The following is a 15,407-nucleotide window of genomic DNA, read 5'->3' on the forward strand; positions in this document are numbered from 1 at the left end:
AGCTATCACAGCGCTTCAGACGGGGATGCGGCACTGTGCGCGGTCGAGGTGGCCAACCGGTCGCGGAGGTCCGCGAGGAGGTGCGCGTCGAGACCGTCCGGAGTTGCGCGCGTCGTGGCGACGAGCTCGCGGGTCCAGGTCGGAGAGAACGGGAGCACCGCGCCGGGGAGTCCCGCCGGCACCGCGCTCGCGGGGCAGACCGCGACGCCCAGACCGGCGGCCGCGAGCTGCGGGGCGGCGGCGGTCACCGCGGTCCGCATGATGACCACCGGACGCACCCCCGATCGCGCGAACGCCTGATCCAGCCAGCCGCTCAAGCTGTTCTCGGGGGCGTAGTGCACCAGCGAGGCGCCGTCGAGCGCCTGCCGTTCGACGGCGCCCGTCCCCGCCAGGGGATGGTCGGCGGAGGTGACGAGCACGATCTCCTCGTTCCCGAGGGCGGTGCCCACGAAGCGGGCCGGTGCCGGTCCGGGCATCACGACGACGTCGACTTCGTCACCATCCAGGTGCGCGGTCACCTCCTCCACCGTGGTGAACTCGCGCACCGTGAGAAGGACGTCGGGCCTCCGCCGGTGCCAGTCCACGAGCACGGGTGCGAGGACCGTCACGAGGCTCTGGGCGCATCCGATCCGGATGGCGCCACCCGTCGCCCTCGCCGCCGCAGCTGCCGCCGGCAGCGCTGCGTCAGCGGCGTCGACGGCACGCCGGGCCTCCGCAAGCGCGGCGCGGCCCGCCGGAGTGAGCCGCACGCCCCGTGTCTCCCGCACGATCAGCGCGACGCCGGCCTCCTGCTCGAGCTGGAGCAGATGATGCGAGACGGCCGGCTGCGACAGGTAGAGCGAACGCGCCGCTACGGTGATGGACCCGGCATCGGCCACGGCGACGAGGCAAGCGAGGGCGCGAAGAGACGGCATAGAAGAAATCTATGCCCGAACCTCAATACCTCGATGTATCCGAGGGAACACATCCCCGCTCCAGACTGCTGGACCCAGCGAGAGAAGGAGTTGCCATGAGGGTATTCGTGACAGGTGGATCGGGTTTCATCGGACGCCGGCTGATCGGCCGGCTCGTCGACGAGGGTCATGAGGTGACGGCCCTCGCTCGCAGCGAGCGGTCGGCCGAGGCGGTGACCCGCCTCGGTGCCCGCGCCGTGCTGGCCGAACTGGACGACACGGCCGGCCTGACGCGCGCCCTGGCCGGCATGGATGTCGTGTTCCACCTCGCCGCGGAGACCGACATCCTCGCCCCCTGGGAACGACACGAGCACGTGACCGTCGAAGGGACGCGCTCGATCGTCGAGGCCGCGCGAGCGGCCGGAGTCCCCCGCTTTGTGCACTGCGGGACCGAAGCGGCGCTGATGGCCGGCGACCCGCTGCTGGATGCGGACGAGAGCGCACCGCTGCGACCCGACTCGCCCGCCGCATACAGCGCGTCGAAGGCGATGGCAGAGCTGATCGTGCTCGACGCCGACGGCCCCGATTTCACCCCGGTCGTCGTCCGCCCCCGCTTCGTCTGGGGACCGGAAAGCAGCCTGATCACGAGTTTCGCCGATGCGGCACGCGCCGGGCAGCTGCCCTGGATCGAGGGCGGCCACCACCTCACCGATGTGACGCATGTCGACAACGCCGTCGAGGGGCTCCTGCTCGGCTGGACGCGCGGCCGAGGCGGCCAGGCCTACTTCGTGACCGATCAGGAGCGGGTCGACCTGCGCGATTTCGTCAGTCTCCAGCTGGAGCTCGCCGGCGCGCCGGTTCCCGACCAGGAGATCGACGCGGCCACCGCCGAGCAGGTCGTGCCCGTCCCCGTGCTCTGGTTCCTCGGGCAGCCCTGCACGCTGAGCACGGCGAAGGCGGTCGAGGAGCTGGGATATGCGCCAGTCATCTCGCACGAGGTCGCGATCGCCGCGCTCCGGGCGACGCACCGGTGACCGTCGGCACGGGACGCCCGGTCGCCCGACGCCGGACGCAGAGTCAGGTGCTGACGGCTGCGATCCGGCAGAGTCGAAGGGTGACGACAGACACTTCGCCCATCCGGGCCACCTCCCCCGCCGCCCAGCCGCTCACGCACACGCGTTGGGCCGGCCTCATCGTCATGTTCCTGACCAGCTTCGTACTGGTGACCGCCGAGTTCCTGCCGTCCGGTGTGCTGACCGCGATGGCCGCCGAACTCGGGGTGACACCAGGACAGGCCGGACAGACGGTGACCGTGACCGCTTTCGTCGGGTTCCTCGCGGCGCCGACCATCGGCATCCTGATCCCGCGGATGGATCGCCGGACTCTGCTGGTGCTGGTCGCGGCACTCGCGGCCGTCTCCAATCTCGCCGTGGCGCTGGCGCCCTCACTGTGGGTCCTGCTGATCGCGCGGCTGCTCATCGGGGTCGCGATCAGCGGCTTCTGGTCGATGTCACTGACCGTGGCCGCGTCGCTCGCGACCCCCGACCGGCTCGGCCGCGCGCTGACCACCGTGAGCGCCGGCATGACGCTCGCCGTCGTCGCCGGCGTCCCGGTCGGCGTGTATCTCACCGCGCTCGTGGATTGGCGCGGCGTCTTCATCGGAGCGGCGATCCTCACGGCCCTGGTCGCGGTCGCGCTGCGTCTGGCGCTGCCTCCGGTCGCCCCGGCCGAGGCATCGAGCCTGCGCATCCTCGGCGACACGCTGCGGCGGCCGGGCGTGCGCCAGGGGCTGGCCGGTCACATCCTGATCGTCCTCGGCCACTTCATGGCGTACACGTTCATCCGGCTCGCCCTCGACCAGGTGCCCGGGCTGGACACGGCGTTCGCGGCCGCGCTGCTCGTGGCCTTCGGTGTCGGCGGAGTGATCGGCAACCTGGTCGTCGGGGCGCTCGCTGATCGGCACCTGGCGCTGCTGCGCTACCTGCAGCCGTCGCTGATCGCCGGCGCCATCCTGCTCGCGATCGTCGGGCAAGGGTCGGTCATCGTTGTGGCGGCGGCGGTCGTGGTGTGGGGCTTCGGCTTCGGCGCCTGGCCCGCGGTCATCAACACGTGGGCGGGCCGCTACATCCCGGATCGGCTGGAGGCGGCGGGCGGCCTGGTCGTCGCCGGGTTCCAGCTGGCGATCACCGTCGGCGCGGGGGTCGGCGGCCTCCTGGTCGACACGGTCGACGTGCGGTTCACCTACTTCGTCGCCGTGGCCGTCGTCGCGGTCGGGGTCGTGCTGTTCGGCAGCGCCGGGCGACGCAGCGCGGTTCTGCGCTGAGCGAGTCGAGTGGCTGCGGGCCGCATTCACTCGGCCCACGCCCGATCAGCGCACGTATGACCGCCTGATCGCGACGACCGCGGCCGCCAGGAGCACTGCGATACCCACCACGGCGATCAGCAAGCCGGTCCAGAGACCCGAGGTGTCGATCGCGGTCAGGTGCTGGGTGTACTGCGCGTAGACGTGCACCGGCAGAGTCGGCAGGGAATTCGACCGCTGCACACTGCTCGCGACCGTATCTTTCGCGGTCAGGAACCACCCTTCGCCCGCGACCGTCACGAGCACGCCGACGATGAGGAGGACGACGAGCGGAACGTGGAGGCGCCGAGGTGCACCCGATCGGGGCGTCTGCATGAGGCGACACTAGCGCGGCAGCGGGAACCGCACCATCGCGAGCCTCAGCTCGCGCGCTGCCGCCACACGGACGGGACCGCTCCGGTGTGGCGGCGGAACGCGCGGCTGAAGCCCGCATCCGACTCGTAGCCGAGGAGGCGGGCGGTCTCGCTCACAGTGAGGCCGTCCTGCGAGAGGTAGGTCATGGCCGCCTCCATCCGCACCTGCGCGAGGTAGCTCGCCGGTGACTGACCGACCTGATCGCGGAAGCGCTCGGCGAATGTGGTCCGCGACATCGCGCCGACGGCGGCGAGGTCGCGCAGCGTCCACGGGTGGCCGGGGTTCGTGTGCATGGCGTCGAGCACACGGCTGAGGAAGGGGTCCTCGACGGCGGCCGGCCAGTTGTCGGGCGCGCACTCCCCCTCGGCCCAGGCGCGGATCGCGACGGAGATGATCGTGGTCGCCATCCGTCCGCAGATCACGCGGTCGCCTGCACGGCGGACCGCGGTCTGGCAGCCCATCCGGGAGGCGAGCAGCGCGACACCGGGGTCGAGGTCGGCGAGCCGATGGACGCCGAGATGGTCGGGCAGCAGGTCGATGGCGTGGAATCCGGCTGTCGGCCGAAGTGCGGTGACGACGACCTCGCCGGGGCCGTCGGCAGTCAATTCGGCGTCATGCCGGCCGGGCAGGAAGACCACGTCGCCCGCACCGTAGGCGAACGACATCGCCTGCGGTCCGGTGGAGCGCACGCGCACGGATCCCGCGACGACATAGACGAAGGTCGGGCCCTCCAACCGAATCCGGATCCCGCGGTCGAACGCTTCGCGGCGCGACGCATCCACATGCCACTCGAGCGTGGAGAGCAGCTCGTCCAGTGTGGCGGGGGTGCGCATCCCGGTGATCGTCACGTTCGGCGAAACCGTGGGGCGGGGCGGGCTATTCCGCCTGCGTCCATGCCGCGGCGAGAGCCACACCCCACGAGCCGTCGCTCGACGCCGCGCGGCGTAGGTCTCCGAGCGAACCGTTCGCGGCAAGAACGCAGTCGTGCGCGATCGAGTCGCCTGCCCGGTCGACGAAGGCCATGGATATGGCTTCTGGCCTCGCATCGGCAGCAGAATCCGCGGCTTCGATTGCTTGCCAGAGGGCCCACACCACCTGCTGAGGGTCGTCGAGCTGCCACGTCTGGGCCGCGTAGGCGACCGCCGCCGCGGCGTTCTGCGCGAAGGCGGATTCGACGATCCAGTCGGGTTGTTCGACCGAGGGAACGACGGAGAGCGCGATCGCATAGTTGTCGGATCGCGGGGCGGTGTCGGTCTCCGCCGCTGTCCAGAGTTCGTCCAGGGCACGTCGAAGGAGCGCCGATCGGTCGTCGTCGCCATCCCGCGCAGCCGCGAACACGCGATAAAGAGGGAAGAGTCGCTCGGCGCTGGCGGCTGCCAGCGCTGTCTTCGACGGCTTGGGCAGGCGAGACGCAAGTCGATACCACTCGGCTTCACGGTCACTCCACGATTCCACGAACCGGTCTCCTTCCCCTGCCCCGCGTCCATCCATTCGATCCCGGCCGTTCTCGAACGCTAATGAACGGGCGGCGAGCCCAACAAGGCTGTAAGCCTGCGAAATGTCATAGACGGGGTCACGAGGACAGCGGGTGCGGTCGTGTACCCGTCAGCCGCCGTCGCGCGGCCCCGTCAGCTCGTGCAGGAGGCGCGAGAGCGTGCGGAGGTCGGCGACCGACCAGTCGGCGGTGCGCTCGAAGAAGGCGGTTCCGCGCAGGTCGAGCGCCTCGCGCACGCGCTCGGCGCCGGCAGATGTCAGCGAGACCCGGACCGCGCGGCCGTCGGCCGGGTCGGGCGCGCTCTCGACGAGGCCGGCGGCCTTCAGCTGGCGGATGAGGGCGCTGGTAGAGCTGCGGTCCATCGCGACCGCGTCGGCCACGGCGCTCGGGTTCGCCGGGCCGTAGGCATACAGCCAGCGGGCCACATGAAAGGCGGCCGGCTGGACGCCCGGGTGGAAGACGGCGGCGCTGCGCTCGGTGAGGGCGCGGGATGCGCTGAGCAGGGCGTTGAGCTCGACACCGAGGGCGAGTTCGGCTGCGCGGCGGTCCGCGTCCGCTCCGGAGTTAGTGGACATTTCCCCATCAATTCTTTATGGTGTGGAAATGCCCACTTTATCCGGCTCGTCCGCGCATCCACCGACCATCGTCATCACCGGCGCCACCAGCGGCCTCGGCAGGCTCGCCGCCATCGAGCTGGCCCGCCAGGGCGCCCGGCTGGCGATCACCGCTCGGGATGCCGGCCGGGCCGACGCCACGCGCGCCGCGATCGACGAGGTCCACCCCGGCGCGGAGGTCCGCGTGTTCTCGGCCGACCTCACCCGCCTGGACGATGTCCGCCGGGTAGGACAGGAGATCGCCGCCGCCTACGAGCACGTCGATGTCCTCGTCAACAACGCAGGCATCCACGCGTTCGAGCAGCGGGTGACCGCCGACGGCTTCCCCGAGATGGTCGCCGTGAACTACCTGGCTCCATGGCTGCTCACGCGAGAGCTGCTCCCCGCGCTCACACGGACGCCGGGAGCGCGGATCGTGAACGTCGCCTCAGAAGCCTCCCGTCGGCACGGCACGCTCGCGCTGCCCGAGGATCTGACCGACACGACCCCGTTCACCGCCCGCGGGTCGTCCATCGTCTACGGAAAGACGAAACTGCTCGACATCATGTTCACGCGGGAGCTCGCCCGGCGGATCGAAAACACCGGCGTCACTGCGAACTGCCTGGACCCGGGATTCAACGTGACGGGACTGGGCCGGGAGCTGCGCTTCGCCGCACCGCTCGAGCGCGTGTTGCGGCTGCTGCGCATCGGCGACCCCGCCAGAGGCGCGGGATTGATCGTCCGGCTGGCCACCGATCCCGCGTTCGCAGGGAGGACCGGCGAGTACTACTCGGTGGGCAGCGCGAAGCCGCTGACGCCGGCGCATCCGAGTGGAGACGTGGAGTGGCAGCAGCGGCTGTGGGCCGAGACGGAACGTCTTCTCGGCGCATGATGGACGCCGGCGGGGAGGTCCCCGCCGGCGTCCGCGGCACTACTTCTTCGACGCGTCGTACGCCTTCTGCAGCGTGCTGAGGTAGTCCTTCAGCCCGAGCCCGTCGAAGCCCTTCACGTAGGAGTCCCAGTCGCTGTCGAGGCTCTTGGAACCCGTGATGAAGGCGAGGGCGTTCTGCGTGACGTAGTTGTCGATGTTCGTCTGCTGCGTGGCCACCTGCGTCGCCTTCGCGGGATCCGGCCACACCTTCCAGCTCGGGTAGATCTGGCTCTTGTCCTCGTGGCCCTGGTAGAGCTGCGTCGCCTGGAACAGCCGGCGCTCGTACCCGGACGTGTCGTAGATGTCCGTCGGCACGGCCTGCGACTCACGGAACGCAGCGTTCTGGTTGTAGGTGGACAGCGCGCCCCACTGGACGGCGTTGGCCTCATCCTGAGAGAGCTGCAGGTTGACGAACTGCGCCTTCACGTCGGGGTTGAGCGCTTCGGAGCCCGCGGGCGCCTTGTCCCATCCCTTGCCCTCCGGGCCGAAGTTGCCGTCGAGCTGGCCCTTCTCGGTGAACAGGTAGTTCACCAGCTTGATCGCGGCCACCTGGTCGTTCTTGGACGCCTTGTTCGTGAGCATGAACGTCGCGCCGGGCGTGCTGCCGAAGGCGTACGTGGCATAGTCCGCTCCGTCCGGACCGGTGAGCGGCGGGACGGCGTCGTACTGCTTGTCGCGGCCGTCCTTCGCGCCGGGGCTGACGAAGATGTACGGGTGCAGCCCGCTCGCGCTCCCGAGCAGCACCGGACCCGCGTTATTGCCTTCCTGGGCGAGCGCCGCAGGGTTCTGCGTGAAGGCGCCCTTGTCGATGAGGCCGGCATCCCACAGCGACTTGATGTACTTCAGACCCTCGCGCCAGCCGTCCTTGTTCGCCTGGATGTCGACCTTGCCCTTGTTGAGGACCGTCGTCGACTGGATGCCCTTGTCCGGGTTCTGCGGGTCGTAGATGAACGCGTTCATGAAGAACGGGATCAGAGTGTCGTGCGAGTCTCCGCTGAGCGGGATCTCGTCCTTCTGACCGTTGCCGTTCGGGTCGCCGTTCTTGAACGCCTCGAGGACCTTCGTCATCTCGTCGGTGGTCTTCGGCATCTGGAGGCCGAGCTTCTTCAGCCACTCCGTGTTCATCCAGAGCTTCGACGGGTACTGGATGTGCAGGGTCTCGGCGAGCTGCGGCAGGCCGTAGATCTTGCCGTCGGGCGACGTCGCCATCGCCTTGTAGTCGGGGTTGCTGTCGAGCGCCTTCTGGATGTCGGGCGCGTACTGCTTGATGAGGTCGTTGAGGGGCAGCGCGACGCCCTGCTTCGCGAGCTTCTCGATGTCGACCTGGTTGAACTGGTCCACCCAGGGGATGAGGAGGAACGCGTCGGGATAATCGCCGCTCGCCATCAGGATCTGCCGCTTCTCCGGCGCGACCGACGAGTCCTGCGTCGTCGTCTGCCAGGAGAACTTGATGTTGAACTTCTTCTCCACCTCCTTGGTGAAGGCGTTGGTGGCGAGATCCTGCCCGGTGCCCTGCTGGGCGAAGACGCTCAGCGTGGCCGTTCCGCCGATCTTGTCGTCCGCGCCCGACCCGCTCGCGGGGGTACAGGCGGAGAGGGCCAGCAGCGCGGCGGTGCCGCCCACTGCGGCGACGAGCGCCCGAGACCGGAGCCGTCGGGGTCGTCGATCAGTCTTCGAGAACATGGTGCGTTCCTCCTTTGGAACTTCGGGTGTGTCAGGGATGTGGATGGTGCCGTGTGTGGTGGGAGATGATGCTCGATCGGCCGGCTCAGCCTTTGACCGAGCCGATGAGCACGCCTTTGTTGAAGTAGCGGGCGACGAACGGATAGATGACGAGCACCGGGACGCTCGTGATCACGATGAGCGCGTACTTCAAGAGGTTCACGAGCTCCTGGTTCTGCGCCTGGGCCGCCAGGTCGCTCACGCCTCCGTTGGTCGCGTTGAGGACCAGGATGTTGCGCAGGACGAGTTGGAGCGGGAACAGGTCCGAGCTCTTCAGATAGAGGAGCGCGTCGAAGTAGCCGTTCCACTGACCGATCGCGTACATGAGAGCGATCACGGCGATCAGCGGCTTCGAGAGCGGGAGCACGACGGTCCACAGGAACCGGAAGTCGCTCGCACCGTCGAGGGACGCGGCCTCGACGAGCTCTTCGGGGATCGCCGAGCGGAAGAACGTCCGGGCGATGATGACCTGCCACACCGCGACCGCCTGCGGCAGCAGGAGTGCCCAGCGCGTGTCGAGGAGGCCGAGGTTCTGCACGACCATGTAGGTCGGGATGAGTCCACCGCTGAACAGCATGGTGAAGAGCAGCAGCGACATGATCACGTTGCGGCCCATGAACGACGGGCGCGACAGCGGCCACGCGATGCAGACCGTCAGGGTGGTGCTGATCAGGGTGCCCGCGATCATGTAGAACAGCGAGTTGGCGTAGCCCATCAGCACCTGCGGGTCGGCCAGGACCGTCTGGTAGCCCTTGAGTGTGAAATCCACCGGCCAAAGAAAGACCTGGCCCGCCGTCACCGCATGCGGCGAGGAGAAGGAGCTGGCGAGGATGAACAGCAGGGGCACGAGGACGACGAGGACCGCCAGGGTGAGCCCGAGATAGATGACGACCAGGAGCGCGCGGTCGCCCGGAGACTCCTTGATACGCCGGGGCTTCTTGATGCGCTTCGCACGCGCCTTCTGCCGCGCGCGCTCGGCCGGAAGATCGATGGTCACCACAGTCCGCTCCCACTCACTCGACGTGCCACCCAGTTGACGACCAGCAGGAGCACGAGGTTCACGACGGAATTGAAGAGGCCGACGGCGGTCGCCGTCCCGAAGTCGGCGTTGAGGATGCCCAGCTTGTAGACGTAGGTGGCGATGATCTCGGACTGCCCCAGGTTCAGTGGATTCTGCAGCAGGTAGACCTTCTCGAAACCGATCGCCATGATGTTGCCGACGCTCAGGATGAGCACGATCATCGCCGTCGGCATGATGCCGGGGATGTCGACGTGCCAGATCTTCCGGAGCCGGGAGGCGCCGTCCATCCGCGCCGCCTCATACAGCGACGGGTCGATTCCGGACAGCGCCGCCATGTAGATGACGGCGGAGTAGCCCGCGGTCTGCCACACGTCCGACCAGACGTAGATGTTGCGGAAGTAGTCGGGGTCGCCCAGAAGGTCGGGCGACGGGACGCCGAAGAACCCGAAGACCTGGCTGATGACGCCCAGACGCGGGGCCATGATCAGGATGAGCATCGACACGACGACCACCGTGGAAATGAAGTACGGGGCGTACGTGACCATCTGGACGGTCTTCTGGAACCACCGGTGACGCACCTCGTTGAGCGCGAGGGCCAGGATGATCGGGATGGGGAAGCTCGCCAGCACCGCATATCCGGAGAGGATCAGGGTGTTCGAGACGAGCGTGGGGAACTGCGGGTTCTGCAGCATCGCCTGGAAGTTCGCGAAGTCGTTCCACGGGCTCCCCCACACGCCCAGCACCGGGCTGTAGTCCTTGAACGCGATGATCGCGTTGGAGATCGGCACGTACTTGAAGATCGCGAAGTAGGCGAGCGGCAGGATCGTCAGCAGGTACAGCTGCCAGTGCCGTCGGAGCGCGATGCGCCAGCGCTGACCGAGGGTCCTGCGCCGGGTCGTCACGCGGGCCTTCGGCGGCGGAGTGGTCCGAGCCGGTTGCCGGGTGGTGGTGGTCGTCATGGGCGGGGCGCTGGTCATCCGCGCACCGCCACGTGCCAACGGTGTTGCCGCTTCGTCATCGAAGACTCCTGAACAGATCGAGCCGGATGGACGCTCGGTCCGCCCGGACTGGATACAGCAAAACCTATTTCCTTACCGTTGTCAATAATCTATCCTGACAGCAGGCGTACTCCGCCGCGCGAACCTGCGATCGCCCCGTATTCGCGCGAATAGTGGACGTTGCGCATTCGAACACGAAAGAAAGAAAGCGACACGATGGGGTACTCTCTCGACATGCCACTCGATGACGTGGGCACCCGTCGGCGGCCGGAGCTGGGGACTCCCCGGTCGGCCGAGATCTTCACGCGCATCATCACGCACGGACCGGTCAGCCGCCTCGACATCGGCCGCCTCACCGGCCTGTCGCAGGCGAAGGTGACGAAGACGGTCAATCCGCTCATCGAGGGCGGCTACGTGACCGTGGGCGAGCACGCCGAGCACTCCTTCCCCGGCCGTCCCGTCCGTCCCCTCAGCGTCGTCTCGCGGTCGATGATCGCGATCGGGGTCAAGGTGAACGCGGACGAGATCTTCGCCGTGACCGTCAGCCTGGGCAACGAGGTGCTCGGCTCCACCCGTCGGCGGCTCAAGAGCCACGACCCCGAGAGCACGGTCGCCGCCATCGTGACGTCGGTGACGTCGCTCATCGCGCAGCTCGGCGACACGGCCGCGAACCTCACCGGCGTCGGCGTCTCGGTGTCGGGCGACATCGACAGCACGACCGGGCTCGTCCGCGACTCCCCCCTGCTCGGCTGGAGCCATTTCCCGCTGGGCAGCCGCCTCGCGGAGCAGCTCCCGCTGCCCATAACCGTCGAGAACGACGTGAGAGCCCTCGCGAAGTCCGAGCAGTGGTTCGGAGCGGGCAGGGACGCGGAGTCGTTCGCCATCATCACGATCGGTGCGGGCATCGGATGCGGCATCTACGTGAACGACGACGTGGTCGTCGGCGCTCACGGCGTCGCGGGCGAGATCGGGCACCTCCCGCTCGCGTCGTCCGACGCCCTGTGCGTGTGCGGCCGCCGCGGGTGCGTCGAGGCCGTCGCCTCCTCCCGGGCCATCCGCGACGCGGTGAGCCTGGAAAGAGGGGAACCGGACCTCACCCTGACGGACGTCATCCGTCTCGCACATGAGGGCGACCCCGCGGCGGTCGACGCCTTCGAGCGGGCGGGTACGGCTATCGGCGCCGCGGTGGCCGCCACCGTCAACCTGTTCGGGCCCGAGGTGGTGGTGATCGCGGGCGAGGGCGTCATGGACTACGACCTCTACGAGCGCCGGTTCCGCGAGGAGTTCCTCGCGCATGCGTTCGGCGCCGCGGCCAACTGCCGCCTGGTCGTCCGCCGCCACACCTTCACCGATTGGGCCCGCGGCGCCGCGGTGGCCGCACTCCGCGAATCCATCACGGTCTCGCCCCAGCAAACCGCGGACTGAGGCGCATCAGAGGACGAGGGAGCGGATGGCCGAGGCGGCCGCGCCGCGCGCCCAGTCCTCGAAGGTGTGCGGTCGCACGACGATGCGGCAGAGGCCGGCGGACCCGAACACGTGCTCGGCATAGGCGACGCGAAGACGCTCCTCGAAAAGGTCGAACTCGACGACGCCCTCGCCGCCGATGATGACGAGCTCCGGTCCGACCATGTCGACCAGGCTGGCGATCGCCAGTCCGATGACAGCACCCGCCTCGCCGAAGGCGTCCACCGCCGCGGCGTCGCCCGCGTGCGCCAGCGCGACGGCCTCCTCCGCCGTGACGGTCCGGCCGTGGGCAGCGGAGATCGCCGCGACGATCGCGCTGGTCGCGGCGACCGCCTCGACGCAGCCGCGGCGCCCGCACGCGCAGATGCGGTCGGGCGACGTCAGCGGCAGGTGGCCGATCTCGCCCGCGACCCCGTAAGCGCCCTCCACGACCTCGCCGTTCAGGTGGAGCCCGCTGCCGATGCCGCGGCCGATCGTGACGATGGCGAACGAGCGCGTGCCGAGCCCCACGCCGAACCAGTGCTCGCCGATTGTCAGCGCTCGCACATCGTTATCGACCACGATCTCGGCGTCGAGGTGCTCACGCAGCGCGGCGGCGAGCTCCACACCGTGCCAGCCCATGATGGCCGAGTCGCGGACGACGCCGGTCGCGGCGTCCACGTCGCCCGAGACCGAGACGCCGATGGAGGCGACGCTCGACCGCAGGTCGCCGAGCGGCTCCTGCAGGCGAGCGCACATCCCGACGATGGCGTCCACCACCGCGACCGGGTCGTGAGACGCCAGCTCCACGCGATCGGAGGCGATGATCCGCGTGGTCAGATCGGTGGCCACGCCGATCAGCTCGTCGACGTTGACCTTGATCCCGAGCGCGATCACCGCGTCCGGGACCACCGCGACCGGATTCGCGGGCCGGCCGGGCAAGCCGGTGGGCGTGACACCGAGCGAATCGTCGACGAGGCCGGCGGCGACCAGCGGCGTCACGGCCTTGGTGACGGCGGCCTGCGACAGCCCGGTGAGCCGGGCCACCTCGATGCGGCTGATCGGGCTCCGGGTGAGGATGGTGGTGAAGACCCGGGTCGCCGCCTCCGATGACGACCCGAGCAGCGTGGTCCGTGCTCGCAGCTCGTCGTTCATGCGGTGCTCTCTCCGGTCGGGGTGCTACCACCTTACGGAGTGGAGACGGGGAGCCGGGGCTCGCCTTGGAGGACGTGCTCGCCTCCGGCCTCCAGCCGGACGACGACGTCGGTGCCGTCATACCGGAGACGGACGGTGCGCGGCGCGCCGTGGGGGTTTCGGATGACGGCCGTCGTCAGCCGTCCTCCCGCCCACTCCAGGTCGACGCTGAGCGCGCCGCGGGCCCTGAGCCCGTGGACTCGACCGTCGGGCCAGGCGGCGGGCAGCGCGGGCAGCAGCTGGATGACTCCCCCGTGGCTCTGCAAGAGCAGCTCGGCGATGCCCGCCGGGAAGCCGAGGTTGCCGTCGATCTGGAACGGGGGATGCGTGCTGAACAGGTTGGGCAGGAGGCCGCCCCACTCCGAGCCGTCGACCGGCCCGTGCCGGCGGGCGTCGCCGTCGTACGGCGTGAGGGCCTGCTGCAGCAGGTCGTGCGCCGCCTCGCCGTCTCCGAGCCGCGCACGGAGCGCGATCTTCCACGCCCAGGACCACCCCATCGCGCCCGGCCCCCTCGCGTCGAGGAACCGGCGAGCCGCGTCCGCCAGCTCCGGGGTGCCCTCCGGCGTGATGAGGTCGAGGGGGTAGAGGCCGACCAGCGCGGACAGGTGCCGGTGGGCCGGCTCGTGCTCGGTCACCTCCTCCGACCATTCCTGCAGCCGTCCGTCGCGGCCGATCGGCGGGTCCGGGATGACGGCGAGCGCCGCCTCCAGCTCGCGCCGGACGGGGTCGCCTCCCCCGAGCACGTCGAGTGCGTCCAGACAGCGCTCGAAGAGCGAGCGGATGAGCTCGAGGTCCATCGTCGCCGTGAGGCCCAGGGAGCGCGGATCGCCGTCCGCGTCCCGATAGGAGTTCTCCGGCGACGTCGACGGAGCGAGGTAGGCACGGCCGTCCGGCCCGACCTGCAGCCAGTCGAGGCAGAACTCCGCCGCGCCACGGAGCAGCGGCCAGATCCGATCGCGCAGGAGGGCCTCGTCGGCGCTGAACTCGTAGTGGTCCCAGAGCGAGTGGGTCAGCCACACGCCGCCCATCATCCAGATCGCCCAGCTCGGCGCTCCGTGCCCCATGCCGACGGGAAGGGCCCAGCCCCAGAGGTCGCTGTTGTGGTGGGCGACCCAGCCGCGGCAGCCGTAGAGCTCCCGCGCGACGTCACGACCATTAGCAGCCAGACGCTCGACGAGCGAGATCAGGGGCTCGGCGTGATCGATCACGCCGAGCGGTCCGGCCGCCCAGTAGTTCATCTCCGTGTTGATGTTGATCGTGTAGTTCGACGACCACGCCGGGCGGAGCTCGCCGTTCCAGATGCCTTGGAGGTTCGCCGCAGGGCCGTCCGGGCGCGACGACGACGTGAGGAGGTAGCGTCCGTACTCGGCCGCAACCGTCGCCCGCAGTCCATCGTCGGTGCCCCGCAGGATGTCGGTCTCGACATCCCACCGGCCCTCGCGCCGCCCGCCGATCGCGAACCGCGCCGGCGCAGGGCGACGCACGGCGTCATCCTGCGCACCCGTGCCCTCGGCGATGGCGCCGAGGGCACGGGAAGCGGCGCGGTCCCGGATCGTCTCACGAGAGACGGTCCGCCACTCGTCGTCAGCGCCGGCCCACCACGACTCAGCGCGGGTCGACGACGAGAGGGCGATCGACAGCCGACGGGCATGACGCACGACGAGGTCGCCATCGGCGGTCTCCGTCGTGCCGTCGCTCCGCACGGCGAGAGCCGCGGTAGCGAAGCCGTCGTAGGGTGCGTCGTCCCGTTCCGCGTAACGCAGCGGCGGGACGACGGACTGTTCGTGCAGAGGCGCCCCGTCGATCGGAACGGCGAGGTCGAGGGTCAGCATCCCGTCCGCCGAGGTGCGCGCGAGCTCGCGGAGCGGCGTGCGAAGCGAGATGCGCACCTCAGGGAGGGGCTCGGAGGAACGGAGGGAGACCAGGAGGGTTCGGGACGCAATGCGCGACACCCGCTCGACGTGCGCTCCCCCGACCTGCAGCGCCTCTTCGACGATCCGGCGGTCGAGATCGAGGACGCGCGCGGGCTCGCCGTCGACCGGCGTTGCGCCCGGGAGGCCGACCGAGAGGTCCACGAACGGGAGGAACTCCTGGCTGTACCGCCCCTCGAAAGTGAGCAGCAGTTCCTCCGCGCGATCGAGGTCCCCGGCGGCGAGCGCCTCACGCACCTCATGCAGGCGCTCCGGGCCCGCGCCTCCAGCGATCACGCGACGCAGCTCGTCCGCGGCGGTCTCCGGAGTACCGGACCACACGGTCGCATCGTTGACCTGATAGCGGCCCTCAGAACCGCCGAAGACCATCGCACCGAGAGAGCCGTCACCGATCGGGACGGCCTCCTCCCACTGGGTCGCGGGCCGGCTCCAGGCGAGCTGCAGAGTATCGGTGGAGATCGTCATCGGTC

At 69.5% G+C, this 15,407-nt stretch carries 14 protein-coding genes; 4 read left to right on the forward strand and 10 right to left on the reverse strand.

Features of this window, described 5'->3' with window-relative positions; translation table 11 throughout:
• Positions 1 to 5: 5 nt before the first annotated feature.
• Positions 6 to 914, reverse strand: a complete 909-nt coding sequence (locus ACF1AJ_RS10020; protein ID WP_391507179.1) for a LysR substrate-binding domain-containing protein — start codon at positions 912 to 914, stop codon at positions 6 to 8.
• 95 nt (positions 915 to 1,009) lie between these two features.
• Here ACF1AJ_RS10020 and ACF1AJ_RS10025 point away from each other — a divergent pair, with 95 nt between their 5' ends.
• Positions 1,010 to 1,927, forward strand: a complete 918-nt coding sequence (locus ACF1AJ_RS10025; RefSeq protein WP_391507180.1) for an NAD-dependent epimerase/dehydratase family protein — start codon at positions 1,010 to 1,012, stop codon at positions 1,925 to 1,927.
• An 80-nt stretch (positions 1,928 to 2,007) separates the two neighbouring features.
• A complete protein-coding gene (locus ACF1AJ_RS10030; protein ID WP_391507181.1) occupies positions 2,008 to 3,216 on the forward strand; it encodes an MFS transporter in 1,209 nt (402 codons plus the stop codon).
• A 45-nt stretch (positions 3,217 to 3,261) separates the two neighbouring features.
• Here the strand turns inward: ACF1AJ_RS10030 and ACF1AJ_RS10035 are convergent, their stop codons facing one another.
• The 4 genes from ACF1AJ_RS10035 to ACF1AJ_RS10050 form a co-directional block, all read right to left on the reverse strand.
• Entirely contained in the window at positions 3,262 to 3,570 is a 309-nt protein-coding gene (locus ACF1AJ_RS10035) for a hypothetical protein (RefSeq protein ID WP_391507182.1), read from the reverse strand.
• 44 nt (positions 3,571 to 3,614) lie between these two features.
• Positions 3,615 to 4,442: a helix-turn-helix domain-containing protein gene (locus ACF1AJ_RS10040; RefSeq protein WP_391507183.1), complete on the reverse strand. Its 828-nt coding sequence runs from the start codon at positions 4,440 to 4,442 to the stop codon at positions 3,615 to 3,617.
• A 43-nt stretch (positions 4,443 to 4,485) separates the two neighbouring features.
• A complete protein-coding gene (locus ACF1AJ_RS10045; protein WP_391507184.1) occupies positions 4,486 to 5,064 on the reverse strand; it encodes a hypothetical protein in 579 nt (192 codons plus the stop codon).
• A 150-nt stretch (positions 5,065 to 5,214) separates the two neighbouring features.
• Positions 5,215 to 5,679 (reverse strand): MarR family winged helix-turn-helix transcriptional regulator, encoded by a 465-nt coding sequence (locus ACF1AJ_RS10050; RefSeq protein WP_391507185.1) that lies wholly within the window; start codon positions 5,677 to 5,679, stop codon positions 5,215 to 5,217.
• 28 nt (positions 5,680 to 5,707) lie between these two features.
• On the opposite strand from ACF1AJ_RS10050, the gene ACF1AJ_RS10055 reads away from it, so the two are divergent.
• Entirely contained in the window at positions 5,708 to 6,589 is an 882-nt protein-coding gene (locus tag ACF1AJ_RS10055; RefSeq protein WP_391507186.1) for an SDR family NAD(P)-dependent oxidoreductase, read from the forward strand.
• A 39-nt stretch (positions 6,590 to 6,628) separates the two neighbouring features.
• Here the strand turns inward: ACF1AJ_RS10055 and ACF1AJ_RS10060 are convergent, their stop codons facing one another.
• From ACF1AJ_RS10060 to ACF1AJ_RS10070, 3 genes are all read right to left on the reverse strand, one after another.
• Positions 6,629 to 8,311, reverse strand: coding sequence for an ABC transporter substrate-binding protein (locus ACF1AJ_RS10060; protein WP_391507187.1), 1,683 nt, complete (start codon positions 8,309 to 8,311; stop codon positions 6,629 to 6,631).
• A gap of 85 nt (positions 8,312 to 8,396) precedes the next feature.
• Positions 8,397 to 9,350 (reverse strand): carbohydrate ABC transporter permease, encoded by a 954-nt coding sequence (locus ACF1AJ_RS10065; RefSeq protein WP_391507188.1) that lies wholly within the window; start codon positions 9,348 to 9,350, stop codon positions 8,397 to 8,399.
• Positions 9,344 to 10,330: an ABC transporter permease subunit gene (locus tag ACF1AJ_RS10070; RefSeq protein WP_309856535.1), complete on the reverse strand. Its 987-nt coding sequence runs from the start codon at positions 10,328 to 10,330 to the stop codon at positions 9,344 to 9,346. The genes ACF1AJ_RS10065 and ACF1AJ_RS10070 overlap by 7 nt, the downstream gene beginning before the upstream one ends.
• A gap of 273 nt (positions 10,331 to 10,603) precedes the next feature.
• On the opposite strand from ACF1AJ_RS10070, the gene ACF1AJ_RS10075 reads away from it, so the two are divergent.
• Positions 10,604 to 11,794: an ROK family protein gene (locus ACF1AJ_RS10075; RefSeq protein ID WP_391507189.1), complete on the forward strand. Its 1,191-nt coding sequence runs from the start codon at positions 10,604 to 10,606 to the stop codon at positions 11,792 to 11,794.
• Positions 11,795 to 11,800: 6 nt separating this feature from the next.
• Here ACF1AJ_RS10075 and ACF1AJ_RS10080 read toward each other — a convergent pair whose 3' ends face one another.
• Both ACF1AJ_RS10080 and ACF1AJ_RS10085 read right to left on the reverse strand, forming a co-directional pair.
• Positions 11,801 to 12,967 (reverse strand): ROK family protein, encoded by a 1,167-nt coding sequence (locus ACF1AJ_RS10080; RefSeq protein WP_391507190.1) that lies wholly within the window; start codon positions 12,965 to 12,967, stop codon positions 11,801 to 11,803.
• A 32-nt stretch (positions 12,968 to 12,999) separates the two neighbouring features.
• Positions 13,000 to 15,402, reverse strand: a complete 2,403-nt coding sequence (locus ACF1AJ_RS10085) for a glycoside hydrolase N-terminal domain-containing protein (protein ID WP_391507191.1) — start codon at positions 15,400 to 15,402, stop codon at positions 13,000 to 13,002.
• Between the last annotated feature and the right edge of the window lie 5 nt (positions 15,403 to 15,407).

Origin of the sequence: Leifsonia sp. NPDC014704, assembly GCF_043083605.1 — a bacterium.
Taxonomy (GTDB): Bacteria; Actinomycetota; Actinomycetes; order Actinomycetales; family Microbacteriaceae; genus Leifsonia.